The organism is Acidithrix sp. C25, assembly GCF_904848545.2.
The window spans coordinates 617,501-643,209 of sequence record NZ_CAJHCI020000003.1; the positions used below are offsets into that span (position 1 = coordinate 617,501).

Here is a 25,709-nt window from a genome sequence, read left to right on the forward strand (position 1 = left end):
TTGGTTACCATACCAATTGGAATGATTTTGTCGATACGGAACACGTATTAGCTCATGAGAACTGTCGTCAGGAGATGGCCTTTTCGGAGTAACTTCCTCCTGATGATAACTCTAATGAAGTCCATTGGGGTAAGATCACAAAGCGCTCGCCCGATATTATATTTAGTGACCGCGCTACAGTCTGTTTGGAAGATCTCAGTGTTGATTTGATTCATTTAGGTTTTCCAGCTCTCACTATAGGCCATGTGGTGGTCTATCGACCTGAGAGTAAAGTTTTGGTTGCCGGTGTGATTTGGCCTTTAATAAAGGTACCTCTTTTGCGTTAATGGGATCGGTTGCTGGATGGTTATCGACAATTGATGCTCTCAAGGACCTTGATTTTGGCGTTGTGGTCCCTGGACGTGGTCCAATCGGTGACGGACGAATATTTACGAGTTGTCGTTAGTATTTTGAGTTTGTGGCTGTGGGTGCACGCGATGCGCTTGCTAACAGGGTTTCCTTACTACAAGCTGCTCTCGAATTTAATTTAGGTGACTTTGGTTCGCTTTTAGATAAAGAGAGAATTGTTGGTAGTTTGTATCGAGCGATGGCCGACTATGTCCTTCTAACTCCTTTGCCTTGACCTACGCAGAAGTAACTCGCGACACTATTACCTACAATCGCGGTCGCCCTCTCTCTCTTGCTTTGGCTAATGTTGGGCTTTCCCATAAGGAGTGGATCTTTGAATGGTAATGGCGCGGCGCCCTTGTTTTTCCAATATTTAGATTGCTCTTTGGCGCCATAGTGGCCGGAGTGACCGATGGCTCATCATCTCATGATTTTGACCGATCAGCGTCGAAGAGGTACCAGCAAGTGGTCAGCTTGGCGTTGAAATCTTGCAATCAGACCCTATTCCAAATGTTTTAGGTGCTCCGGGTTGTTTACTGTGGGTCTTTTGTCATGGTTCTTTTGTCAATTGTGCTTCTGGTGCAGCGTTTCTTGGTTTCGGTGTTTTGGACGAAGCGCTTCTGGTTTTGTTTTTTCATCTAGAAGAGTACGCAGAGTTAGTTATTTAAAGGTGCGTGGCGAGGTTGACGCCTGGGTTTGAATTCCGATTTATTTAGTTAGCTAGAGCTTCACCGAGGTTGCGCACGAAGAGGTTCGGGGTATCAGAGAGGTGTTTTCGGGTCTGATTGCATCTGGTGATTTGCTAGTTCGGCATAGTTGGACGTTACGGCTAGGAGAGGGTGTGTAACGTCCAACTTGCTTTTATATGAGGTTTGGGTTCTTTAATGCGTGTGGTCGTGACTTTGAGCTTTTTCAATCTTTGAACGCACATCGTCCATGTCTATCTCTTTTATCTGAGATATCAGGCTAGCTAAGGCGCTAGCAGGAAGCGCTCCGGGTTGCGAGTAAAGAAGTACCTGGTCACGAAAGGCCATTAGAGTAGGTATCGATTGAATCTGGAACGAGGCAGCAAGCTGCTGCTGATCTTCGGTATCCACCTTGGCAAAGACGATATCTGGGTGTTCCTTAGATGCGGCTTCAAAGACTGGGGCAAACGAACGACAAGGTCCGCACCAAGCTGCCCAGAAATCTATGAGCACGATATCGTTGTTTTTTATTGTCTCTTCAAATTTATCTACTGTTAGTGCGAGGGTAGACATAGTGACCTTTCCTAAGATTCCTTTGTAGACTGTAACCATTATACCCCTAAGGGTATTCCAATAGTGGGCTTGGAGTTGATCTAGTTAATAATTATCGCAGATGCGCAATCGATGGCCTATTTATGATCCAGCGTTGGTTGGTGTGATGAATGTTCGATGTGTCTTCGGCGGGGCAATCTGGGCCAGCCTTTCTGGGGTAACTTATTTTTTCGCAATAACTTCAGATCTGTCGTTGGTTGCTGGGGTTCGAAACGAAGTTTCATTGCGTGGCGAATGCTAAGTTGCCATGGAGTGCGAATGGTTCGATGTTTGTAACTTTCTCGGGGGCTCTATTTTGATGAGGGACCGGATGTTGTCCGATAATAAATTAATTTTTTTCACCTTATGTACTCTGGTTGTCTATTGATCTTCCACATGAGGAAGGCTAACACACAGCTTTTGATCATGTTTTTTTAAGATTTTTGGTTAAACATGAAGTGGTGAGTAGTGGCGTTAGTCGCGGATTCGGAGGTTTGTTTTGGGTAGTTTTTTGATCACCGGTGTCTCCGGATTTTTAGGCTCCAGCCTCGCTGAAAGGTTGCTCGCGGATGGCCATCGGGTTTTAGGCGTGGATGTTACGCCCAACACTTCGACAAAGAGGATACTTTCACATGACCTTCGAGGTAGCGGTGTCGAGGAGATGTTTACCTATTGTGAGGCGGATCTCACGGTCGATGACATCGGAGAGCTATTGGGTGGTGTTGACTGCCTCTTTCATCTAGCTGGTAATTCGGATCAACGGATCGATATTGATCACTTTCCTCGGGTCTTGGCAGATAACACCATAGCTACTTCAATGTTAGCCAAGGCGCTCGCCCGCTGTGATTGGCCCATAAGGGTTGTGAATGCCTCTTCATGGCGGGTTTATGGCCACTATGATTTGCGATTAATCGATGAGCATATGAGATGCGGACCCCGAGATATTGTGGGTCACACTAAGTTTCAAGCAGAGCGGATACTTTCCGGTTTGGATTTGCCGACGGTTTCGGTACTATCCTTGCGATTTTTCCCTTTGTATGGTGTTGGCGATGCGCCCGGCTCGTTGATCTCTCGACTAATCAGTGAGACTCTCGCTAGAGGGTACTTGATGGCACCTCGAGACCTAACTCTGACTCGAGATTTGACCTATATCGACGATGCGGTTAGCGCGCTTATCTGTGCCGCTAGATCGAAATATGTAGGCGCTGTAAATGTTGGTGGTGGACCAGTAGCCTTTTTGCAACTGGCTGATCTCCTCGAAGGTGCACTTGCTTGTCCAATTGAAGTTCGCTCCAACAAGGACGACTATTTGGATTTTCCAACACCTATAGCAAATGTTAATAGTGCGAAATATAATCTGAGATACATTCCAACGGTAAGGCTTGTTGATGGTATCTCAAGGATGTGTGCAGATCTGACCATGCGAGGGACCTCTGATGCTCTATCTTTGACTCCCTCGGCTTCTTGAAGTTAGCATTTTCGGGTAATTTAGAACAAGGGCAGTAGCTGGGAACTCTGCACAAGGCTCGGATCGGGTCTCCGTGGTGGGCCCAACGCCTTATCTATTTGATAAACTCAACCTTTTTTGTTAGTGCATTGACCCTGCGATGACCTACACTATGGCAAAAGGCGACAAGTCGACCCTTTGAGTTGCTAAGTTGGTTGTTAGCTAGTAGGGATAGACGAAGCAAGGAGTTCTGTTGGCGCGTTCTGTTGACATCGAGTCCAAATCAACATCTTTGGACGTTGACCTACTTCCTAAATGGTTGCCATGGGCCATCTTTATCCTGAGCTTGGTAGGTGTCGCAATCTCCTCGTACCTCGTTTATGCACATTTCACGACCACTGCGGTGTTGGCTTGTCCTGAAAATGGAACGATCAATTGTGCAAAGGTGACGACTTCGGCTCAATCGTATTTTCTTGGAATTCCGGTTTCCATGTTGGGGCTTGGGTTTTTTATCGTCTATTCGATTGTTAATTTTCCTCTCTTTTTTTCGAGACGAAATTTGCTTTATTTGCGAACGGCGATGAGCATCGCATCGATCGCCTTTGTGCTGTGGTTGGTCTACGCTGAATTGCTGGTTATCAACGCGATCTGCCTTTGGTGTAGCGGAGTTCATATTGTGACTTTGGCGATCTTCCTGGGTGTTCTTTACTCTTTTTCGATACTTAAGGGCTCTAGCCGACCCGCTTGATCTCGTTAGTCCTACAGCCGGAAATTGAATATGAATGCTTGTCTTCTTCTATAACATGATGCGACCATTTCAGGTAAACCAAGGGGTTCTAGGGGTAACAAACCCCTGGGTTGATCTTTAAATTTGGCTTTTGTATTAAGGTGTTTTTGAAGATGAGACCCTTATGGGCGAGTATTTCGCAAATTCTTCCTCCCAAGTTCCTCTAATGGACTCTTAGGATCTGAGTCAATGATTAACGACGGCTTTCGAGATTCGAGCGAAGATGAGCGACGTGCCGAGATTATTGCGCGTTTGCGTGACCTCTATCCCGGTACGGCTCGCGAACTTTGCGAATTGGACTTTAGCACACCTTTTCAGCTGCTAGCTGCGACTATTCTCTCTGCTCAATGCACAGACAAACGCGTCAACATGGTAACGCCAAAACTTTTTGAAAGTTATGGTACGCCTACCTTGCTTGCAAGTGCGGATATCGTTGACGTCGAGGAGATCATCAAGAGCACGGGGTTCTACCATAATAAGGCAAAAAATTTGATCGCGATGGCCCGCTCCGTCCTTGAGGGCGGTGGTGAGCTACCCAATGAAATGGAGGGTCTCTCCTCTCTGGCTGGTGTCGGGAGAAAGACCGCCAATGTTGTATTGTCTGTAGCCTTCGACAAGCCGGGCCTTCCTGTTGATACACATGTGATGCGACTCTCCAAGTTATTGGGCTTTACCACTTTGTCGGATCCCGTAAAGATCGAGCTTGAACTCAATGAGATGGTTCCACCACGGGATCGAGGGGCCTTGAGCCTTCGAATGATACTTCACGGTAGGGCTGTATGTGTAGCTAGAAAACCCAGATGCCATGCATGTGCATTGGCTGATCTGTGCCCAGCTTTCATAGCCTTAGCTAAAGATTGACCTCCTATTGAATGACCTTGGGTAGCTCAAGATGGGTTTTCTTTGGTTTTTCACTTTGGAGCTATGGAACTGGGAGGCTATCTAGCGAGATGGCCATCAATGATGAAACCGTCTCAATCGCTGCCTCTTTGGAGTAGTTCCTTACTACTTGTTGCCTCCCTTTAGAACTTATTGCTTGTCGTTTTTTAGGTGAATCAACTAATTCCACGATTGCACCGGCCAGAGCACTAGTATCTCCACTTTTTACTATTACTCCGTTGAGGTCATTGGTGATTACCTCTTTGATGCCTTGAATGTCTGCCCCAACAACCGCTAGGGCACAGCCCATTGCTTCTAAGAGAACGTTAGGAATTCCATCTTGGTCGCCACTTTTAAGGACTATCGAGGGGTGTACAAAGATATCTGCGGACTGCATCTCTTTGAGTACGCCGTCTCTCTCGAGAGCCCCTAAGAACTGCACTCGATCTTGTAGCTGGTAGGACTTGACCATATCTTTTAGTTCACTCTTAAGTGGACCGTCTCCAACTAGGCGAAGTTTTACACCTTCACGTTCGCATGCAACCTTTGCGAATGCATCGATGAGAGTTGCATAACCCTTTTTTTCGACGAGTCTCCCTACTCCTAAGAGGGTAATTTCTCCGCCGTTAGGCTCCGATGGTTTAGTTTCTGGGGGACGAAATCTATTTGAGTCCACTCCATGGTGGACTAAAAGGAGTTTGTCGAGTTCGCCCTTGGGAAGTAGATCGAGTGTTCTACTTCGTATCTCATCTCGAGCCCGACTGGAACAACTCAATATGAATTGAGCTTGCAAGATCTTGCGTGCGAGTGAATCTGGCGAGGATGTATAGATGTCTTTTGCGTGGCCCGCCATCGAAAATGGCAACTTTAGGATTCTGGCGGCTATCATTCCGGCACTTGCAGGTGAGTGAGCAAAACCACCATGTATGTGGCCAACATCTTCCCCTTGACACAGGCGAGCGATCTTGATCCCCCATGCGATATTTTTCATGGATGCCGTGAAATTACCATGAATTACCAGACTTCCTATAACTTCTTTGTAGGTTTGGGGGTCGGACTTGCTGAGGAAGAGGTGTTCTTTTATTATCTGTGACCAAAGCTCGATAGGGCTTTGGTTTGGCTTTTCTTCGCCCAGATATATAACCGAGGCTCGCAGTTGGGCTACGTCTGGATCTATGAACTTTTCCTTTGGGTCAGCCATAGCAAGAACGAGGAGCTCAAAGCCTTTTTTTTCAAGGCCAAGCATCTCTTCAAGGATAAAGGTCTCTGAGAGGCGTGGAAATCGTTTTAGAACATAGACAATTTTCTTGTTTCGCATTAAATTTTACCCTTATCTTTTGAAGCGTTCGAATTTGGCATTTTTGGGGCCAAGCATTTTTGAGGATGCGAACTCAAGGGAGTTGGATGCGGATCTGAAGTTCTTTCGATACCCAAATCTCTCATTCTTTGTGCCTTTTGTCGACGAGCTTCTCGGAAGTGTCGTTTCGCTTGGGCGCCTGGTGGTTCTTTGGGCAGTGGGAATCTCGTCAAATCGGCCTTGTTATGCCTTAGGAACGTGGCTCTAATCAAAGAATTGCTAATTTTGTAGTGGGTGAGGTTGGATGGCCATGACCATTCTTGTTTAGCCTGAAGATAGGATCGATTTGATTCACTTTCACATTATTGGGGTAATTGATGATTTCTCGATAAGTGAAAACTTAGATATTTCTTATTTGTGAGATCAGGTCCCACCTCAACTGGGCCATTTCAACTGGGCCAGCCGGTTTCATGGGGCTGATTGATTGTTACCTTGTTCTTGTGGAGGTTTATCTAACCCAAACTCAGTTCTTAATTCTTTGTTTTTTAATGTAGTGGAAGTATTAATGTGGATCGAAGGACAAATTGAGCATTGGAAGTTTTGATACTTTTGAATCTAACTCTTTGGCCAGAATGGTTTTTGGCTTTAGAAGCCGATCATTAACTATGGAATCTTCCAGCCTCTTTGGTTGGTGCAACTATTGCTACGAGCCTAATAATCACCCCATGTGCTTACCTGAAGCGGTATTATACGTTCACGATCGGCTAATACCAATTGCCACTGATCAACGGGATTAACGTAATCTCCCTTTAGATCAAGGCATGGTGCAGAGATTTTATAGATCGGCGTCGATTTTATTTTGCGACCGCCGTGTTCCCTCGTAGCCGCGAATCGGATATTTCACGTGGATGGCCTCTTGCTACGACTATGAGGCGAGGTCGACCTTGGTGATGGATGAAACGATAGGGCAATTTCTTGCATGGTTTTGGCGAGCGATTGTTGCTTTCGATTTTATTTTTTTACCTAGTGGTTGTAGATTGCGGTCTGTGCAGACGGTGTATTCGTTTGAATTTTTCGTAGGGGGAGGCCATGGAAATGGAAGATGTGGGCAAGGGGCTTGACGATTACCTAAGTGATCTATTGGCTCGATATAAGTCGGGACCTAATAACTTGGCTCGGACTATTTTGAGCCACTCGAAAGATGGCAGGGGTGGTTTGATCTATGTGGATGAAACTTCCTCAAGAGAATATTCGCTAGATGAACTCGGGGATTCGTCGGCACGCTTGGCGGCGTATCTTTTTGAACATGGGGTCGAACGCGGTGATCGTGTAGGAGTTTTGCTTCCAAAATGTCCAGAGCTTCTCATTACAGCATTAGCCATTTGGAGGTTAGGCGCTGTCTATGTTCCGTTATTTACGGCCTTTGGTACCGATGCTATCTCATTTCGGGTCGAAGACTCTAAATCGGCCTTTGTCGTAACTAATAGCGCAAACGTTGCTAAGTTGGATGACCTCTCACGTTCGATTGCCAAGGTGATAGTTGTTGGGGAGACACAAGTAGACGGGGACGTCTCGTTTGCTCAAGCTCTTAGCGAGGAGCCTTATCTCGACTTCGTAGATATAGATCCCATGGAGTTGATCGTTCTTATATACACCTCTGGAACCACGGGAACTCCAAAAGGTGTTCCTGTTCCTATCTGGGCGTTGGCTGCCTTTGAGGCTTACATGACTCTTGGTATAGGAATTAGAAGCAGTGACACCTATTGGAACTTGGCGGATCCAGGATGGGCATATGGCCTTTATTATGGCGTTATCGGACCTTTGAGTCTTGGCCATTCGATTCTGTTTTTGAATCTCCCATTTGATCCTAAGAACATTGAAGGAATCTGGCAAAGATACAATGTGACCAACTTTGCTGGAGCGCCTACGGCCTATCGCGCCATGAGAGCCGCCCTTTCCGATAAGGTGATTCCCACGAAGCTTGAGAGGATGTCGAGTGCCGGAGAGCCATTGAATCCTGAGGTTATCGATTGGGCTGCTAAATCCCTTGGTGTTGAGATTCGTGACCATTACGGTCAAACTGAGCTTGGCATGATGATAAATAACCACTTTGATGAACGACTGAGGCGTAGTGTGAAACCAGGATCGATGGGTCAAAACACTATGGGCTTTAGGGCTGTTGTGCTTAGTTCTGACTTCGTTGAACTTGGATTTGGGATTGATGGCGAAGTAGCGATTGATACCTATGCGTCGCCACTTTTTTGGTTCCCTGGGTACTATAACGCCCTAGAAAAGACAAAGGAGCGATTCTCTAGCGATGGCCGCTATTACCTAAGTGGTGACGTGGCGTCGATGGACGATGAAGGTAACTTCTTCTTTGCGGGTCGAAGTGACGACGTGATTTTGACTGCAGGGTATCGAGTAGGTCCGTTTGAAGTTGAGTCAACGATTATGGCGCATAGGGCTGTTGCGGAGTGCGCGGTAATTGGGGTCCCCGACGAGCTAAGGGGCGAAGCTATTAGCGCTTACGTAGTGCTACGCGAGGGCGAGGTGCCAAGTGACCAACTCGCCGAGGAGATTCGTCAAGTCGTTCGAGATCGACTTTCAAAGACCTCCTATCCCCGATTTGTGAATTTCGTCGAAGCCCTTCCCAAGACCCCAAGCGGTAAGATTCAGCGGTTTTTACTGCGTCGAGATTCGAAGGACTAGCTTTTCTCTAATAAGGGCGAACTTTTTGACTAGGGACCAAAAAACAAGAACTGCTTTAGTGGAAGGACCATTAAAGCAGTTCTTGTTTTTTTATTGTGATATTGCCTTTGAGCAAACCCAGACGTTACCTATCTCACTTTGCCTTTTGAGCCTTTATGATACTTCTAATGGCACTAGCTAGAGATCGTTCGAGTGCAACTAGGTGAGGGCTAGATGCATCATTTGGATCCGCGGTAGCTGTATCTGCTATAACTTTGATTCGATGGGTGATCTCTTCGAGAGCACTTTGGATGGACGATAATTCTGCATTGTGTGAGCTCATTGAATGATTTTGCCTTGATCCGTTCAAATGGTTTTACCCTGATAAAACATTAGTCGTGACGCTTCGAACTTAGTTGATTGGCGATCTTGAGGTGGGCGGTAGAAGATTTTGAGGTCCTATATGCAATTATTGTATTGACTTTGGCTATTAGTCTTTAGATACGATGCTAAAGACTCTTGATCTCAGAGAATCCAGCGGTAATTACCTTAGTGTATTGCCCCGACCCAAAGCTCAAGGCGAACCGCCAGTTGAAGCTGTTAGAAAAATATGTGATGAAGTAAGACAACGAGGCGATCGAGCTCTCTTTGAAATGACTAAGAAGTTCGACAAGGTTGACCTTAAAGAGCTAGAGGTGACGCGTGACGCGATGGAGGCTGCATATAGCGGCTTGGATCCTGGTCTTCGAAACTCTTTGGAGGTGGCGGCTGAGGCTATCTCGGGCTACTACGAGATTGAACTTCACGAAGATCGCGAATTTCATCACAATGGATTGATTGTCCAGCAAATGACAGTTCCGGTTGCGGTAGCTGGTTGCTATGTGCCTGGCGGTAAGGCTCGCTACCCAAGTTCTGTATTGATGACTGCAATTCCAGCCCGGGTTGCTGGGGTAGAGGAGATCATCCTGTGCGTACCGCCACGTAGCGATGGAACCGTGGATGACGCTACTCTTGCGGCAGCTCACATTGCCTCTGTCGATCATCTCTATTCAATCGGAGGAGCACAGGCGATAGCCGCGATGGCTTATGGCACAGAAACTGTTCGTAAGGCAGACGTCATAGTGGGTCCAGGAAATATATACGTCTCTCAAGCGAAGCGCGAAGTCTCTTCGGTGGTAGGTGTTCCAACCTCTTTTGCTGGTCCTAGTGAAGTTGTGGTAATTGCCGATAACACTGTGCATGCCAAGTGGGCAATCATGGATGTGATAGTTCAGGCCGAGCACGGTCCAGATGGCCTGGCCTGGTTGATAACCTGGGATGAGGATTTGGCTGCAAGGGCACCTTCGTTGTGTGAAACGTTACTCGAGAAGTCTCCGCGACAAAAAGAGACCGCCATGACTCTCAACGAAGGTGGATATGTAGTTCTTGTGCGAGATTTCCAGCAAGCTCTTGAGGTCTCAAATGCGATTGCGCCTGAGCATTTGGAGATTTTGAGTACTAAATATGAAAAGATGGTTCCTCTGATTCGAAATGCAGGTGCGGTCTTTTTGGGGCCTTATGCCCCTGCGAGTGTTGGTGATTACATCGCTGGGCCAAGTCACGTCCTTCCAACTTATGGAACGGCCCGATTTGCCTCTGCGCTTTCCGTGGTCGATTTTCAAAAGCGTATTCATGCTGTTGAGGTTTCTAAATCCGCGATGGAGTATATAGCTCCGCACGTTGAAGCAATCGCAAAAGCTGAAGGTCTTTGGGCTCATGGACAGGCAGCAAAGATGAGATTAAAGAAGTGACAGTCGCTCCAAGAGATGGGTTAGGGGTCTTCGCGGGATATCATTCACCACAGGTTGATGTCCCAATACGGCTAAATACCAACGAGTCTCCATTTTCGCCGCCTGGACAACTCCTTGAGGCTTGGACAAAGGCTGTTGGGGGGATGAACCTAAACAGATACCCCGACAGGTCTGCGAAGGGGGCGATTAGAGCAATTGCCGATTTCCACGGTGTATCTCCCGAGCAGGTCTTCATCGCGAATGGCTCGAACGAGGTTCTACAGTCGATACTGCTTGGCTATGGCGGCGACACTAGAGTGGCAGCATCATTCGAACCCACATATGCAATGTATGAGACGATAGCACGAGTTACCTCAACCCCATATGTTGCACTTGAGCGCGATAGTCGGCTTCTGGTGGATCTAAATCGAGGAATCGATGACCTAAAGGTCTCTAAGGCTGATCTTGTATTTGTCTGTACTCCAAACAATCCAACCGGCCTTCTTGAAGAAAGTGGATTGGTGGATACCCTTTTGGGCCGCTTTGGTAGCCTTGTCGTCGTTGATGAAGCATATGGGCAATTCAACGACGAGAGTTCGGTGCCTTTGATCCAGAGATACGACAATTTGGTCGTAGTGCGAACCTTCTCTAAGATATGGTCACTTGCTGGCATGCGTATTGGTTATGCTATCGCAGATAAGAAAATTATTGAGACGCTGTGGCGAGTTGCACTACCTTACCACTTGGATGCCTCGAAAGCCCTGCTTGCCGAATTGAGTTTCGACTATATTGCCGAGATGGAGGAGAGGGTATCCTTTTTGATTTCAGAGCGCGAGAGGGTGCAGGATCGCTTTGGCTCTTTAGATCTCTCCTTTTGGCCCTCAGCCACCAACTTCATCCTCTTTAGACCCAAAATTGGCCACGGCCATCGCCTCTGGGAGTTGTTGCTGGAGCGTGGTGTCTTGGTGAGAGATTGGTCGAGGTGGCCCCGACTTGACGACTGCCTTAGGGTCACCATTGGTACAAAGGCCGAGAACGACGCTTTTTTGGCGGCACTAGAGGAGTCTTTGGAGCTCCTTTAGCTTCAAAAAATCCAAACTGTGACTTGACAGGTTGGCCCAATTGAAAAGACCAACCTTGTCGAGGAGAACGATGCATTAATGTCTAGGTGGCAATGATAACACTGGAGAAAAATTGATGAGTACAATTGATGGTTTAGATGAAGGTCGGGTAGCTCGAGCCGGCAGTTGTCGACGAGTGACTAAAGAGACTTCAATCGAGGCATCGATTGTCATCGACGGGAGCGGATCATCTGAGATTGACACCATGATTCCATTTTTTGACCATATGCTGACTCAGCTTTCTAAACATTCGTCTTGCGATATCTCAATTTCAGCCAAGGGAGATATTGAAGTAGATGCACATCATCTTGTTGAGGATGTTGGAATCGTCCTTGGCACGATCTTTGCTGAGGCTCTAGGGGACAAAATGGGTGTTTCTCGCTTTTCTTCTTTGACACTGCCATTAGATGAAGCTCTTGTTGAAGTGTCGCTCGACCTCTCTGGCAGACCCTACCTTTACTACGGCATCGACTTTCCATCTTCTAATCCGCTTGGAAGCCCGCCCTTTGATCCTTGTTTAGCGGAGGAGTTTTTTAGGGCATTCTGTTTTGCTGGGCGGTTTTGCCTACATCTTGACTTGAGGCGAGGAAAGAATGCTCACCATATTTTGGAGGCTACCTTCAAGGGAGTCGCGCGAGCCATCTTGATGGCTGCTGCTCGTACCTCGATGGGAGTGCCTTCAACCAAAGGTGTCTTGGCGTAGCCCACAATGATAAATGAAAGATAAAAGGTGCTTGGCCTCGTTGCTAATGATGGCAGGCTTTGGTTTATCTATTTTGGTCTAGAGAATTTTTGTGATACTTTTGCACTCGGCAAGCTGGGGAGATTGAGATTTATATGAAGAATCGTATCGCAGTCTTGGACTATGGAATTGGAAATCTGGCCTCAGTTGCTAAGGCGCTAGAGTCAATTGGGGCCGATGTGAATTTGGTGGATAGCCAATTTCCACTTTCACATTATTCGGGCCTTGTGCTTCCGGGGGTTGGCTCCTTTGGGGCTTGTGTGAAAGCTCTTCGAAATGTTGGCTTTCATGACGTTATATATGAGGCGGTTGGTCGCTCTCTACCAACGCTAGGAGTTTGCGTCGGTCTTCAGATGCTCTATGAGGGCTCCGACGAGTCACCTAACGAAGCGGGCCTTGGGATTATCGAAGGTCGGATTGAACTGCTTAAGACTAATCTGCGAATTCCTCAGATGCAGTGGAATCGGATTGCGATTCAAGATCGCTTTTCAAAGTCGCCTCTATTTAGTGGGCTGGGCCAAGAGACGTGGATGTATTTCGTCCATTCATATGGGGCGCCTGTTGGTGTAGATACTTCAGCTATCTCCAACTACGGCCATGACTTTACCGCAGCGATTCAAAAGGGAAATCTTTTTGGCACTCAATTCCATCCCGAGAAGTCTTCCACCGATGGATTGACAATGCTCGCTAACTTTGTTCGAATTTCATCGATCTAAAGTGGCTTTTAACGAATAGAAACATCTCTAAATGAAATGCACTTGGATAAAAAGAAAAGGAAATGGAGAATAGTGCTGCTCTTTAGTGATAACTTGAAATTTCAAGTTGTTATTTCTCTGCGCCAAAAAGAGCCGAGAAGAGTAGCTGGCCTATGGCTCTGGCTTAATGGCGATAGCTACAGTTAATGGCGATAAGGCTAGAACTTCGCAAATGGGATATGGGTTCTGGGATATTGGCTTGTGGGCTGGCTTTAGTGGAAATTGGTTTTTAGTAACTATTTAGAGTGAGGTGAAAAGGTGGAATTCATACCCGCAATCGATCTTTTGGGTGGCGAGTCGGTGCGCCTCTATAAGGGTGACTACAACATGGCTAAAGTTTATGACTCGCCGCTGGATCAGGTAAGAAACTTCATCGACTGCGGTGTCTCCTGGATTCATATCGTAGATTTGGATGCGGCTCGTCAAAGCGGTAACAATCAAGAACTAATTGGTACTTTGGTGGCAATATCCAACGACGCTGGCGTGAAAATTGAAGTTGGCGGTGGTATTAGAAGTATGGATGATGCTCAACGCTTGGTTGAGAGCGGTGTGTCACGATTGATTATTGGGACGAAGGCCGTCTCTGATCCAGAACTATTTGGAGAACTATGTTCTAACTTTTCTGGTGCAATTGCGGCGGGTCTTGACTATCGCAATGAAGATGGCCAGAAGGTCTGTGCTCTCAATGGCTGGTTAGAAAGAAGCGATGTAACACTTGAAGTGGCCCTAGCGCGAACCATAGAACTGGGCGCGAGTGCCTTGGTTCTGACCGATATCTCAAGGGATGGAACGCTCGAGGGTCCCGACTTTGAGACGCTCTTTGACGCTGGCAAAGTTGCGGCGGATGCGGACGTAGATTTGATAGCCTCTGGCGGTGTCTCTGGTTTTAGTGATTTGGTCAAGATGGTTGATAGGGATTCAGACTCCAAGGTCATCTTCGGGGTTATCTCTGGAAAAGCTGTGCATGAGGGATTGATCGACGTTATGGAGGCGGTAAAGCTATGCAAAGCGTACGGGTGATTCCATGCTTGGATATAGATGAAGGACGCGTTGTCAAAGGAACCAACTTTCTCTCTTTGCGAGATGCTGGAGATCCGGTTGAACTTGCCAGTTTTTACGATCGAAGTGGTGCCGATGAGGTGGTCTTTTTGGATATCACAGCGTCATCTGACAACAGACCCATCACTATCGATCTGATAAAACGAGCAGCAAGTGTGGTCTTTATCCCTCTCACGGTTGGTGGAGGAATTAGAAGTGTAAGTGATGCTCGTGCAATCTTGCGTGCTGGCGCTGATAAAGTCGCCTTGAATTCCGCAGCCCTTGCGCGACCCGCCTTGATATGTGAGATAGCCAATGAATTTGGTTCACAATGTGTTGTTTTGGCAATTGATTCAAAATGGACCGGTTCAAGCTTTGAGGTTTACTCCCATGGCGGACGAACTCCTACCGGTATTGAGTTGAAGAGCTGGGCTATCCTGGGAGAGCGACTTGGTGCGGGAGAGATCTTATTGACCTCTATGGATAGAGATGGGACTAAGGAAGGTTTTGATCTCGAGGGTCTTTCGGCGGTAGCGGGCGCTACGAACGTTCCTATTATTGCATCGGGGGGAGCGGGTTCACTGGATCATTTTGTCCAAGGAGCAAAGATTAGCGGAGTTACTGGGCTTTTGGCTGCGTCGGTCTTTCATTTTGGCACCTTTTCGGTCGCAGAGGTAAAAGATGCACTGCTAGCACAATCAATACCGGTTAGACCAAATCGCATCTTGGAGTAGCGATGGCCGATCTAAAGTTGATTGGCGAATCGAAAGAAAAAGAACTATAGGATCGACCAACTAGTATCTAAATTTCATTCAACATTTTTTGAGAGTTAAGTGGAAGATTCAAAGCAAGCTATAACAATGTTGGCCGATAGGGTTCTGGTCACAACTCCTCAATCCGAGGGCGAGCGCCATTCTCGATCGGGCATTCTAATTCCAGCTACTGCACAAGTAGCCAAGCGACTTGCCTGGGCCGAGGTCGTTGCCGTAGGTCCAGCCGTTCGATCGATATCTCCAGGAGATAAGGTCCTCTTCAATCCGGAGGATCGGTTTGAGGTTGAAGTCCAAGGTGAAGACTACGTGATTCTAAAGGAGCGAGACATTCACGCTGTGGCATCGGTGCGAATTGTAAATGAAACGGGACTTTACCTGTGACCCACGACGAGATCGATCTAGAAAGGTTAGTAAAATTTAATTCAGATGGTTTAGTCCCTGCTATCGTTCAAGACTCGACCAACAATGAAGTTTTAATGATGGCGTGGATGAACTTAGAGTCGCTACGTCTGACCCTATCCAGTGGTAGAACTTGGTTTTATTCGCGAAGCCGCCAAGAGCTGTGGGCTAAAGGCGACACCTCGGGAGCGATTCAAGAGGTAATGTCGCTCCTCTATGACTGCGATGGGGATACCTTACTCATAAAAGTGATCCAGCGGGGATCTGGGGCATGTCATACCGGGAACTACTCTTGTTTTTATCGGGATTTGATCGCCGACTCCAAAATGGCATCTTAGCCTGATTGATAGGTATCTACCAAAGTCAGCGCTCCTTCTTGCTAGCTAACTCTAATGAAGCTTTGCGCGTTGAGCCCATTGATGGATGGATTAATTGAAAGTTGGTTTAGTTCGTGCGATTTCTATCGAGGCAAGAATTTTTAGATCGTGCGGCTCAAAGCATGATCGTTCCTGTTTATCGGGAGATATTGGCAGATGAGCTGACTCCGGTTTCGGTCTATCGAGCCCTTGCTAGCGGAGAGAGTCACTCATTTTTGCTTGAATCCGTCGAGAGAGGCGAACGTTGGTCGCGCTATTCATTTATTGGTATACGCCCACTAGGTGTTCTTAGCCTCACTGACTCAAAGGTCTCCTTTGTGACCCAAGATCACGAACTTGCGCGATCGTTGGCGATTGACCCTGATGGCAGCTATTTAGATCAATTCGATCGACTTCTAGGTGAGCTCGCTACCGAGCCAATGGCGGAACTCCCTCCTCTCCAAAGTGGTTTTGTGGGGTTTGTTGGATATGACGTAATCTCAGAGGTCGAAGATATTGGAGCGAGAAATCCAGATCCAGTTGGTTTTCCTGATGCCATATGTGCTCTCATTGGGGATTTGGCATGTTTTGACCACCTTGCACAGCGAGTCTTTTTGATATCCACAGTTGTTGTCCCAGGCGACTCAGGTGGTGGCGTGCACTCACGCCTCTACGACGAAGCGAATGACCGTTTGGACGAATTGGAGCGTCGCGTCTCCAATATATCTGTCTCGCCATTTGTGGCTCCGATCTCTCAAAGCGGCATTGTTCTATCGAATTTAGAGGTATCTATCTCTCAGCACTCCTTTGTCGAGTCGATAGAGATTGCCAAAGAACATATATTGGACGGCGATATCTTTCAGGTCGTCCTTTCGAAGAGGTTTAGCTTCGATCTCGAATGTGACCCGTTGTCCTTTTATAGGGTCCTCAGGTTGAAAAACCCATCTCCCTATATGTATTTTGTCGACTTTCCAGAGATCAAGATCGCAGGTTCATCGCCGGAGCCTCTTGTAAGAGTGGAAGGTCAGAAGGTCATTTCGCGTCCTATTGCTGGAACTAGATCTAGGGGTACCACTCAGGCCGAGGATCTATTGCTGGCAGCTGAGCTGATTGAGCACCCCAAGGAACTAGCTGAGCATACGATGCTGGTTGATTTGGCGAGGAATGATCTGGGAAGAATTTCGCAATATGGCAGTGAGCATATCGATGAACTTATGACCCTTGAGCGCTATTCGAGAGTCATGCATCTTACGTCGCAGGTATCAGCTAAGCGTCGCGAAGGGGTGACGATAATCGATGTCCTGAAGGCGACGATGCCAGCTGGTACTGTTTCGGGCGCTCCCAAGGTCAGGGCTATGCAAATTATCAATGAACTTGAAAGCTACAAGCGAGGTCCATACGCTGGAGTAGTTGGTTACTTCGATCTGGCCGGAAATATGGATGTGGCTATCTCGATTAGAACTTTGCTTGTTGAGCCAAGCGGACGGGGCCATCTTCAAGCAGGAGCCGGAATAGTCTTTGATTCGGATCCTATCGGTGAGGATGAAGAGTGCAACAATAAGGCCAAAGCACTTTTGGAGGCCGCATCTATCGCCGCTATGACCGGCAAATTCCAAAGGAATCGGGATTAATCTAGGGTCAGATCGCAGTCTTTAGGCGCGACCAGTGACCCTGAAAAACCTCTCACTGAGGGTCCCCTTTGAAAATCGAGTTGCGAAAATCGATCTCAGTGACTTTCCCGTATCTTTTTGCCTCGAAAATCGCTTCCTGCTATTGCTTTCTCCCAGCATGGATTCTTATTTGGGTATGAACTCAATGGGAATTAGTTGCTCGGGAATCCCTAGGTGTCTTGACCGAATGTATTCACCAAGTCCCTTGGCTTGGGGGTCTAAGCGGCTCGAGGATGCCACTCCTTCGCCGAGTAGACCAACCACTACGAAGTTGATAGCTCTTAGGTTTGGAAGTTCAAACCTCCGCACTTCTAAATCTTTTGCTTCCGTCAGTAGATCTTTGAAAGTATCTATCCCAAGGTTCTCCAAGAGCCATTCATAGGCAAGGTCGTTACGTGCCCAGAGGCCAACATTTGCATTACCTCCCTTATCTCCCGAGCGAGCGCCAAATAGGCGACCTAAGGGGATCGAATGAGTTTTACTGCTGATTACCTTAGAGATTTTAGGCTCTGACTTTGTTGGTTTTTGGGCTGTATGACTTATGGTCCCATCCTGTTGATTGGTATGTGGTATCGGTAACCTTGATCCGTCGCTTAGAACTACCTCGTGGCTGACGAGAGATGCGGGAATGAGCGTTGGCCAGTAAATGCCGTAGGCACTTTCTGAAGTGGGAATTGAGGTGGCATGAAATCCTGGATAACCACCTAAGGCGAGCTCTACTATTGCACCTGAAAAGGCTCTTCCGACTTTGCCTGGATCGGAATCTTTTATAGTTATTCTCAGATGAGCGATAGCGAGTTCATTACTAGGTGCGTCCATTTGATCATAACGAATCAGCTGTATGTCGACTGACTCAAATCTCTCCTTTCCGCCAAGAATACCAAAGAGCTCATCCTGGGCCCATTGTGCTTTATCTTGGATGTCCAGGCCGGTAAGCACCATAGTCATAGTATTGCGAAAACCACCGAGATAGTTGATGGCGACCTTTAGGTCTTGTGTCGGAGCGCTTCCTTTTGTCCCAGAGACCGCCACTTGGTTTGTGCCGATCTCTTTGAGGTCGATGGTGTCGAAGTGTGCTATCACATCGGGGTTTAAATATTGGGGCTCGGCTATCTCATAGAGGAGCTGTGCTGTTACGGTTCCAACGCTCACCAAGCCACCGGTATTTGGGTGCTTGGTTATGACCGCGGTTCCGTCAGATGCCACTTCAGCGATGGGAAATCCAGGGTAACGCCTATCGGTGATCTCTGCAATAAATGGATAGTTCCCGCCAGTTGCTTGCGGTCCGCATTCAATTATGTGACCGGCGACTACTGCGCCAGCTAGCTCGTTGAAGTCAGTTCGCTCCCAACCATGCCAATAGGCGGCAGGTCCAACCACCAAGGATGCATCGGTAACACGCCCTGTAATAACGACATCGGCGTTGTTTTTTAGAGCTTCAACAATGCCCCATCCCCCAAGTAGGCATTTGCTGTAAGTGCTTGGATATTCGAGTTTTTGAGACTTATCTTTGTATCAAGATTTTCAAGATCGTATCCAGCCTCTAAAAGACTGGGAATCTCTGGGGCGATGTCGTCGCCGCTAATGTAGGCGACGTTCGGGTTTAGACCAAGGCGAGCTGCTAGTTGGCGGATATCATTTGCTAGTCCTGACGGATTCAGTCCACCGGCATTGCTCACAACTTTGATGCCGCGATCCATGCAGGTGCCAAGTACCTGTTCCATCTGGGTGAGAAATGTCCTTGCATAGCCTGCACGAGGATCTTTCAGTCGCGACTTCCAAAGAATAAGCATTGTCAGTTCCGCTAGGTAATCTCCCGTTAAAAAGTCGATTGGGCCGCCTTCGACCATGTCTAGGGCTGCTTGCATACGATCACCGTAAAAGCCGGAGCAATTTGCGATTCGGACCGCTCTCTTGGTTTTCATTTCGAGACTCTCCATTCGTGGGTAGCTAATTCGCTTTTGATTCTTCTTTGAGGGTTGGCTTTCGCCCTGGACCAGGTGTACCTGCAAATGCTTGTGCGATTTGCATCCAGTTTGCAGCGTTGGGACCGCTAGTTATAATTGTCGTATCAGCGAGGTTCCGTCGTTGAGTTACCACCAAACAAAAGTCGAGAGCGTCTCCAGAAACTACCTCGGCCGGATCCGGCGGCCCGAAGGTCCATTTTGAACCATCTGGCGCAATCAGCTCCACTCCAATTGAAACTTGAGGAATCGGTATTTCCCTTAGCAAATGGGCAAAGGGCATGGTGGCATATCCAAGGTGTGCGATATGGAACAAGCGATTCGTGGGGATGACCCGAACCCCTAGGGCATCTGCAATGTCTACACCATGGGCCCATGTCTCCATGAGGCGCGCAGTGATTGAGCTTGCTGCGCTCATATCGGGACCGTACCAGGGTAATCGAGAGCGCGGGTCTACTCCATGAAACGAAGAGATTAGAGCGGTTCTAGCACTTTTGAACCACTCCAGGAGTTTGTCTGGCGCCATATTGTGGTTCTGCTTTGCAATTTCATTGGGAAAATCTTCTCCATAGGCGATTACGTTTGCTAACTCTGAATTGAATCTATCTGGTTCTTTCAGTGCAAGGGTGGCTGCGTTGTCAAAGTAAGCTAGATGACTTACCTGATCCTGAATCGTCCAACCCTCTGCCGGTGTTTGGATATTCCAAGCCAAGTCGTCAAGGTGATCCAAAAGGTCTATCAAGACCTCAGATTCCAAAGAAAGATCTTTGAGCAGTTTGTCCATATCTATTACCATCTTCTTTGCCTCCATTTCGATGGGTGCTTTTTTCATTAAGAGCCATTGAATACAGTCCATATATTGCCGCTAGGCCATAGCGGAGCGACCACTCTATCTCTGTTCATTCCATCGTCATTGAATAATGATGAAAGCGCCAACGGCGTCGCAAATAGCCGAGTTGTGTGTGCTTTTTGCACTTGGGTGATTACCTTTAATCCAAATAGTGCCATAACTTTGTTGATGCGTTTTAGGCGGACTTGCGGCTCTAGTATCAATCGCCCGAGTCTTTTGAGGATTGTCACATCATCAAGTTTGACGATGGTAGCTTTTGTGATCCTTAGCCTCTTCTTTAAAATTGGAACTAAATCCAATGGCCGATTTTCAAAGGGAAGTCGGACTCTTTTTCTCAGGGTATTATCACTAGGGTTAGATCTGCTAATTGTGACTCTGACCCTCTGGGAAAGTGTATCCCTGCTAAGTTGAAAGCTGCATGATTGGCGTCCTTGGCCTAGTGGGGTAGCATGCACCGATCTTCTCGGTCGGAGTATGCTTCGGTGGCTCTCGATTACCGAAACCAATAAAAATGCTGGTGGGGATCGGTGGATGGTGATCTCTTTTGGCCTATGGTGGCTTGTTTTATTTGAGAGTTCATCTGTGAACTGAGCTTCAGGGAAAAACTCTTTTGCGTAAAAATCTGAGTCGGAAAGATTCATTCCTAGTGGTACTAGGAAGAAGATAGTCGTCACATCAAGGATGCGTGCGATCTTGGTCGTGGTTAAATCTTTGTTCTTTAGTGGCGATGTTGCTTCGTCACCCAGAGCTTTGTGAGCAGTTGCAAAAGAGAGGTCTTTCGAAGTCGCTTTGACTCTTACGAGGTGGTTACTAGGTCTATGCCTAGGTCGACAGATGGTTCTGTTGAGCCTTTTGGTGGGGTTGGTGGATCCGAGGTGGCTGCTTGGATCCACAATTACGCTTGGTTGGTAGGCGCGATCGACGCGATGTTGAATGGCGCTATTGATGATTCTGGTGGCTCTATTTAGGTCGATGGTCGAGTCGAAATTAGACAACTGTGACCTTTCGCTAGATAGTCTCACGAGGCAATAATATGAAAAAGAATTCACCCATTAAGGGAAGTTTAACCAAGGAGTGAAATCACCCCTAACTTAGCTCATTTGTTCGTGGTTTTCTTTTTATTTCTGATTGCTCGGGTTTATCGTTCAACATCTAGGTCTATGTATCAAGGTTGATAAATAAAGGTTGATAGGGCTTAAAGGTTATGCTGATCTTGATGTAGGTTGTTGGTGGTCAACTTGTGGTTTTGATCAAGTCGATAATCATCTGGGCAAGTTCTTGGGAGCTCGCTTCTTGGAGAAGGTGACCAGCATTCAAGATCGTATGATGTTGAACTAAACTTGCACCGGGAATTGTCTCTATAAACTTCGTCTCTCCCCTTTTGTTATTGGACCGCTGTCTGAAAATGCGCATAAGACAGGTTTTACAAATTTAAAAAGTGTCTCCCATGTGGCTAAATTATCCTGGTGAGCAGGGTAGTCTGGACTAATTGGGACTAGGGTCGGAAAGATTCGCGCTCCAGCTTTGTAGATATCGTCCGGGAAAGGGGAGCTATAGGCGTCAATTGTGGCTTGAGAGAGACGACCTAGGGATCCGCCATTTACAATATCGCCTATTGGAAATTGTTCAGATTGGATCGAAAAGTCACGCCATGCGCTAAATGCCTTAGATACCTTTGCATTACCGGTTGGGAGGCCGGTGTTTGCAACCACCAATCGAGCAAATCAATCGGCCTCCATGCCAACTACTCTAAGGCCAATAAGGCCACCCCAGTCTTGGCAAAATAGTGTTATCTCGTCTAGCGGCAATTTTTTATGATTAGTTCGTGCATCCAGTTGACATGACGGCCAAAGGTATAGTCGGTAGTTAGAGTTGGCTTGTCACTTCGTCCAAAGCCAATTAGGTCCGGTGCTACACATCTAAATTCCGCTTTTAGAAGCGGGGGGATCATCTTTCGAAAGAGGCAACTCCACGATGGTTCACCGTGCATTAAAAGAACTACGGGAGCATCGCTATCTCCTTCATCAATATAGGTACATCGCAGTGTAGAGCCTCTAAAAGTCGTCAAGTGATTCATAGCGAGGACTAAACGGGAAGTCCGTAATTGGCTCAAGTTGGGACTCTGGAGTTCGTAGAGCTTTCATAGCCTGGTAGTTCCTTTTGTTTTAGGTGGTAGTGAATCTGTCCTTGAGGAAATTGAAGCACAAGGACTATATCTCATGTTGAGCTGCGGTTTTCTTGTGATTTGTGTTGTCTTTTGATCTCTGGTTGGTTAATTGGGGACTTGCAACCTAAGAAGTCATACCGCCAAGGCCCACTAGCCCTCTGGCGTGTTCAATCTCGCCCATGTGGCGAAGGCCGTGTTGGTAGATCCAACACTCGATCGCATCTTCAAGAGTGATTCCTTCTTCGCCGGCGACCCGGGCGCTAAAGGTTGATGCGATCTGAGGTGGAAACGGTTTCGCAATTATAATCTTTGTAAGATCGCTGGAATCTAATGTCTCTAGCCATTGCTCGGTACGCGAAAAGACCAGCCCCATATACTCTTTGAATGCCCCGTAACCACCAATTCTTTGGTTAACCATCTCTGATACCGTTTTGCTTTTGCCGTGATCAGGGATGGTGAGACCGATCTGATCTTGCCACTTCGAATTCCAAATCATAGGCGTATTCGTCATTAGCAAAAATGAGGTGTCGATCATGTTCGTTATATGAAAGAGGCTAAAGGCAATGGGTAAGACGCCTTCTCGTTCAAAATGGTTGACATCATCGATTGTCATCGTTGCCACTGCGTCATAGTAGAGCGAATGCATCGCGTGCATTCTTCTTCTAATCGAGTCGATTCTTAGCACGGGATCATTCAATTTTTTACCTCCAAATTATTCTCGCGACATCTCTATGGTCGCTATGGTTTCGAGATCTTTTTTGCTCTTTCTCGATCGAATTTCAAAAGTAACCTCTTTGATCTTGTCGGTAAAGGCAAAGTCGCCGCTGTAGTCGAGCGAGACGTTTGAGAGGCCATCGCGCCCAAGGTCCATTCCCATCGAGCCAAGCATCCTGATGACTGTCGGTATTTGCACTGTTGTTAGGGTATCGGTGCCAACCCCGACCGAAAGGCTACCTCCTTGGCCCTCTCGATCAAATTTTGCAAAGAGAAGGTGAGGCCCTGCGACAAGAGATATCGGTGATCTAGCCTGGTGGTGCTCGCCTAGAGCGTTGTAGTCAAAGACGAGTTCCCCGTTGATTATAAAGAAGCTATGGCCCACATTGTGGCTTCCTCTTGCGTAAATGACACCGGATGGATCGCTCTTTGATATTCCCACTGTTGCATTTAGGGTCCAAAGTCGACCACCGAGAGTTGGACAGGCATCTGCTGGGATGTGAGAGATCGGTGGAAGGTACTTATAGCTGTATCCGCTATGGGGTGTTGCTGGAAGGTTTTCAACTCCAAAAAGTTCTATAGTTCTATCGTCTAGTGGAAGGACGCCCATCTCTTTTGCTATAGACCACCAAGTATCCACCATCTCACTTAGGCGATCAGGGTATTTGGTGGCGAGGTTGTGGCACTCAGAGAAGTCTTTTGATAGGTCAAAGAGTTCCCACTCGTCGTCTTCGTACGGGGTTCCTTGTTCATGGTAAGTGGTTGCCTTCCAACCATTTAGGTAGATTCCACGGTGGCCGATCTGTTCGAAATATTGCGAGTTTCTAACTGGAGGTGCCATTGAATCGTTAAAGGTTGGCACGATGGATTGGCCATGCAGCGGAATCTGCTTCTGGCCTTCATTGTCTTGGACAAAGGTGGTTTGAGTTACATCAAGCACTGTTGCTGCGATGTCTATTGCGTGACAAAACTGGGTCCTTATCTCACCTGGGTTTTGGATTCCTGCTGGCCAGTGTGCTATTAGCGGATCGCGAACCCCACCTCCGTAGGTATTTTGTTTGTACCAGCGAAGAGGTGTATTGCCAGCTTGGGCCCCTCCCCAGGGGTAGTTCGAATGTGAATATTGACCCCCGATTTCATCTAGATTATTTTCAACTATGTAGTCGATGTCTTCTAATTTGCCGTTGAAAAAGCTAAATTCATCCTTGACCCCATAGGGTCCTCCTTCGCGACTTGCTCCATTGTCAGAGAGAAGCAGAATCAGTGTGTTGTCTAACTTGTCTTGTTCTGTTAGGAACGTCATTAACTTGCCAATTTGGTGGTCGGTGTGTTCAAGGATTGCAGCAAACGATTCTTGGAGGCGAGCCGAAAACTTCTTTTGATTTTCCGTTAGATCATCCCAAGGCGGCACCCCCGGATTTCTCGGTGAGGGGGTGGTGTTGAGGGGAATTATCTTTTTTTCCAACTGCCTCTCGAACCATTGTTGTCGAATTACGTCGTAGCCGCTGTCGAAAGCCCCTCGCCACTTCTGGCGATATTGAAGTGGGCTTTGGTGTGGGGCATGCGTTGCACCAAATGCGACGTAGAGGTAGAATGGTCGATCTGGACGAATCGACAGCAGATCTCTAAGCCATAGGATCGAGTGGTCAACTATGTCTTCGCTGACGTGATAACCCTGCTCTGGAGTTTTGGGTGGATCGATATGGTGGTTGTCATAGGTCAATTCAAGGTAGAACTGGTCTGTCTCTCCCTGCAAAAAGCCGTAATAGCGATCAAACCCCCGTTGTAGCGGCCAGTTAGCGTAAGGGCCGCCGGCCGATGTCTCGATCATGGGAGCTAGGTGCCATTTGCCAACTGCAAAGGTGGCATATCCGGCAGAGCGCAACAGTTCGGGTGTGGTAGCTGCATTTTTTGAGACGCCACCTCGCATGTTTGGATATCCGGTGTTCCAATTGGATACCCCTCTCGTTCCAACGCTGTGGTGGTTACGTCCGGTGATAATTGCTGCCCGCGATGGAGAGCAAAGGCCCGTAGTGTGAAAGTTGGTGTAAAGCAAGCCACCAGCGGCTAGGGCGTCGATGTTGGGGGTTGCAAGGGTCGATCCATAGCATCCAAGGTGTGAGAATCCAGTGTCATCCAAGATGATAGTTATCACATTTGGTTGGCCGACCCCAGAGGGCGGATCCGGCCAATGTGGCGTTGACTCTTGATATGTTCGGCCGATTTTGCCGCCGAATAATGGTTCGTTGATCACCTTAGGTCCTTGTCTTTGCTTTTTTGTTGGTGTCATCTCTGATGGCGTGGAAAATTACCTAAGCGATCTTTTCTCATCGTGTACCGAACTTATCTCCAATAATTCAAAGTTATCATTGTTTTGACATATTGACTGACAAAAGTTGGGTTAGTATGAGATTCAAAGGATATCTATCTTTGATTTTTTGTGCGTTGGGTCGATTTGGCAAGGGTAATGGAGGAGTTTATCTGGTACCTTAGAGATGGACTAGGGATGGACTAGGGTTAGGATGTTGCTGCTTTGAGGTCGAGTTAGCACGATTTTAGAGTTCTTTTGAGGTCGAGTTCGCACGATTTTAAAGGTTCTTAAGTACTTGCCTCTTGAGGTACGTTGAAA

At 47.3% G+C, this 25,709-nt stretch carries 22 protein-coding genes and 2 pseudogenes (1 of these 24 cut by a window edge); 14 read left to right on the forward strand and 10 right to left on the reverse strand.

Going from position 1 to position 25,709, the window contains the following annotated elements:
• On the forward strand, positions 1–92 hold the 3' portion of the coding sequence (locus ACIDITHRIX25_RS000000101760) for an MBL fold metallo-hydrolase (protein WP_152626098.1). 103 nt of this gene lie to the left of the window's left edge; the window shows 92 of its 195 coding nt (coding positions 104–195); its start codon lies off the left edge, out of view; the stop codon is at positions 90–92.
• Between the two features lie 1,176 nt (positions 93–1,268).
• Here the strand turns inward: ACIDITHRIX25_RS000000101760 and trxA are convergent.
• Complete coding sequence (gene trxA / locus ACIDITHRIX25_RS000000101765; RefSeq protein ID WP_052606526.1) at positions 1,269–1,646, reverse strand: thioredoxin; 378 nt, start codon at positions 1,644–1,646, stop codon at positions 1,269–1,271.
• Positions 1,647–2,163: 517 nt separating this feature from the next.
• On the opposite strand from trxA, the gene ACIDITHRIX25_RS000000101770 reads away from it, so the two are divergent.
• The 3 genes from ACIDITHRIX25_RS000000101770 (at position 2,164) to nth (ending at position 4,759) form a co-directional block, all read left to right on the forward strand.
• Positions 2,164–3,132, forward strand: coding sequence for an NAD-dependent epimerase/dehydratase family protein (locus tag ACIDITHRIX25_RS000000101770; RefSeq protein ID WP_052606517.1), 969 nt, complete (start codon positions 2,164–2,166; stop codon positions 3,130–3,132).
• A 232-nt stretch (positions 3,133–3,364) separates the two neighbouring features.
• Entirely contained in the window at positions 3,365–3,859 is a 495-nt protein-coding gene (locus ACIDITHRIX25_RS000000101775; protein WP_052606516.1) for a vitamin K epoxide reductase family protein, read from the forward strand.
• Positions 3,860–4,087: 228 nt separating this feature from the next.
• Complete coding sequence (gene nth, locus ACIDITHRIX25_RS000000101780) at positions 4,088–4,759, forward strand: endonuclease III (RefSeq protein ID WP_052606515.1); 672 nt, start codon at positions 4,088–4,090, stop codon at positions 4,757–4,759.
• Between the two features lie 61 nt (positions 4,760–4,820).
• On the opposite strand, the gene ACIDITHRIX25_RS000000101785 is transcribed toward nth, so the two are convergent.
• Positions 4,821–6,095, reverse strand: a complete 1,275-nt coding sequence (locus tag ACIDITHRIX25_RS000000101785) for a glycosyltransferase family 4 protein (RefSeq protein WP_052606514.1) — start codon at positions 6,093–6,095, stop codon at positions 4,821–4,823.
• 1,074 nt (positions 6,096–7,169) lie between these two features.
• On the opposite strand from ACIDITHRIX25_RS000000101785, the gene ACIDITHRIX25_RS000000101790 reads away from it, so the two are divergent.
• Complete coding sequence (locus tag ACIDITHRIX25_RS000000101790; RefSeq protein WP_052606525.1) at positions 7,170–8,783, forward strand: AMP-binding protein; 1,614 nt, start codon at positions 7,170–7,172, stop codon at positions 8,781–8,783.
• A 133-nt stretch (positions 8,784–8,916) separates the two neighbouring features.
• Here ACIDITHRIX25_RS000000101790 and ACIDITHRIX25_RS000000101795 read toward each other — a convergent pair whose 3' ends face one another.
• Positions 8,917–9,105 carry a hypothetical protein gene (locus tag ACIDITHRIX25_RS000000101795; RefSeq protein WP_052606512.1) on the reverse strand — a complete coding sequence of 63 codons (189 nt, stop codon included), beginning with the start codon at positions 9,103–9,105 and terminating at the stop codon, positions 8,917–8,919.
• Positions 9,106–9,268: 163 nt separating this feature from the next.
• On the opposite strand from ACIDITHRIX25_RS000000101795, the gene hisD reads away from it, so the two are divergent.
• The 9 genes and pseudogenes from hisD to ACIDITHRIX25_RS000000101840 all read left to right on the forward strand — a co-directional run bounded on the left by hisD (position 9,269) and on the right by ACIDITHRIX25_RS000000101840 (position 17,346).
• Positions 9,269–10,552, forward strand: a complete 1,284-nt coding sequence (hisD, locus tag ACIDITHRIX25_RS000000101800) for a histidinol dehydrogenase (protein WP_052606511.1) — start codon at positions 9,269–9,271, stop codon at positions 10,550–10,552.
• Complete coding sequence (hisC, locus tag ACIDITHRIX25_RS000000101805; protein ID WP_160291866.1) at positions 10,549–11,613, forward strand: histidinol-phosphate transaminase; 1,065 nt, start codon at positions 10,549–10,551, stop codon at positions 11,611–11,613. Before hisD ends, hisC begins: the two co-directional genes overlap by 4 nt.
• A gap of 115 nt (positions 11,614–11,728) precedes the next feature.
• A complete protein-coding gene (hisB, locus tag ACIDITHRIX25_RS000000101810) occupies positions 11,729–12,355 on the forward strand; it encodes an imidazoleglycerol-phosphate dehydratase HisB (protein WP_052606510.1) in 627 nt (208 codons plus the stop codon).
• 134 nt (positions 12,356–12,489) lie between these two features.
• A complete protein-coding gene (gene hisH / locus ACIDITHRIX25_RS000000101815) occupies positions 12,490–13,110 on the forward strand; it encodes an imidazole glycerol phosphate synthase subunit HisH (RefSeq protein ID WP_052606509.1) in 621 nt (206 codons plus the stop codon).
• A 297-nt stretch (positions 13,111–13,407) separates the two neighbouring features.
• Entirely contained in the window at positions 13,408–14,169 is a 762-nt protein-coding gene (locus ACIDITHRIX25_RS000000101820) for a 1-(5-phosphoribosyl)-5-[(5-phosphoribosylamino)methylideneamino]imidazole-4-carboxamide isomerase (RefSeq protein ID WP_052606508.1), read from the forward strand.
• Positions 14,151–14,921 (forward strand): imidazole glycerol phosphate synthase subunit HisF, encoded by a 771-nt coding sequence (hisF, locus tag ACIDITHRIX25_RS000000101825; RefSeq protein WP_052606507.1) that lies wholly within the window; start codon positions 14,151–14,153, stop codon positions 14,919–14,921. Before ACIDITHRIX25_RS000000101820 ends, hisF begins: the two co-directional genes overlap by 19 nt.
• Positions 14,922–15,047: 126 nt before the next feature.
• Complete coding sequence (locus ACIDITHRIX25_RS000000101830; RefSeq protein ID WP_052606506.1) at positions 15,048–15,341, forward strand: GroES family chaperonin; 294 nt, start codon at positions 15,048–15,050, stop codon at positions 15,339–15,341.
• An 11-nt stretch (positions 15,342–15,352) separates the two neighbouring features.
• A pseudogene (gene hisI / locus ACIDITHRIX25_RS000000101835) lies at positions 15,353–15,670 on the forward strand (phosphoribosyl-AMP cyclohydrolase); the annotation flags it as partial.
• Between the two features lie 188 nt (positions 15,671–15,858).
• A complete protein-coding gene (locus tag ACIDITHRIX25_RS000000101840; RefSeq protein WP_052606522.1) occupies positions 15,859–17,346 on the forward strand; it encodes an anthranilate synthase component I family protein in 1,488 nt (495 codons plus the stop codon).
• A gap of 165 nt (positions 17,347–17,511) precedes the next feature.
• Here the strand turns inward: ACIDITHRIX25_RS000000101840 and ACIDITHRIX25_RS000000101845 are convergent.
• From ACIDITHRIX25_RS000000101845 to ACIDITHRIX25_RS000000101875, 7 genes and pseudogenes are all read right to left on the reverse strand, one after another.
• Positions 17,512–19,310, reverse strand: a pseudogene (locus tag ACIDITHRIX25_RS000000101845) (acyclic terpene utilization AtuA family protein).
• 25 nt (positions 19,311–19,335) lie between these two features.
• The gene (locus ACIDITHRIX25_RS000000101850) at positions 19,336–20,181 is read right to left on the reverse strand and encodes a TIGR03084 family metal-binding protein (protein WP_201732052.1); all 846 of its coding nucleotides are present in this window, start codon (positions 20,179–20,181) and stop codon (positions 19,336–19,338) included.
• Complete coding sequence (locus ACIDITHRIX25_RS000000101855) at positions 20,181–21,194, reverse strand: hypothetical protein (RefSeq protein WP_201732053.1); 1,014 nt, start codon at positions 21,192–21,194, stop codon at positions 20,181–20,183. The genes ACIDITHRIX25_RS000000101850 and ACIDITHRIX25_RS000000101855 overlap by 1 nt, the downstream gene beginning before the upstream one ends.
• A gap of 363 nt (positions 21,195–21,557) precedes the next feature.
• Positions 21,558–21,914 (reverse strand): alpha/beta hydrolase family protein, encoded by a 357-nt coding sequence (locus tag ACIDITHRIX25_RS000000101860; protein ID WP_200891292.1) that lies wholly within the window; start codon positions 21,912–21,914, stop codon positions 21,558–21,560.
• 83 nt (positions 21,915–21,997) lie between these two features.
• Positions 21,998–22,267, reverse strand: a complete 270-nt coding sequence (locus tag ACIDITHRIX25_RS000000101865; protein ID WP_201732054.1) for an alpha/beta fold hydrolase — start codon at positions 22,265–22,267, stop codon at positions 21,998–22,000.
• 223 nt (positions 22,268–22,490) lie between these two features.
• A complete protein-coding gene (locus ACIDITHRIX25_RS000000101870; RefSeq protein WP_052606503.1) occupies positions 22,491–23,063 on the reverse strand; it encodes a hypothetical protein in 573 nt (190 codons plus the stop codon).
• A 15-nt stretch (positions 23,064–23,078) separates the two neighbouring features.
• Entirely contained in the window at positions 23,079–25,334 is a 2,256-nt protein-coding gene (locus tag ACIDITHRIX25_RS000000101875) for an arylsulfatase (RefSeq protein WP_201732055.1), read from the reverse strand.
• Positions 25,335–25,709 lie beyond the last annotated feature (375 nt).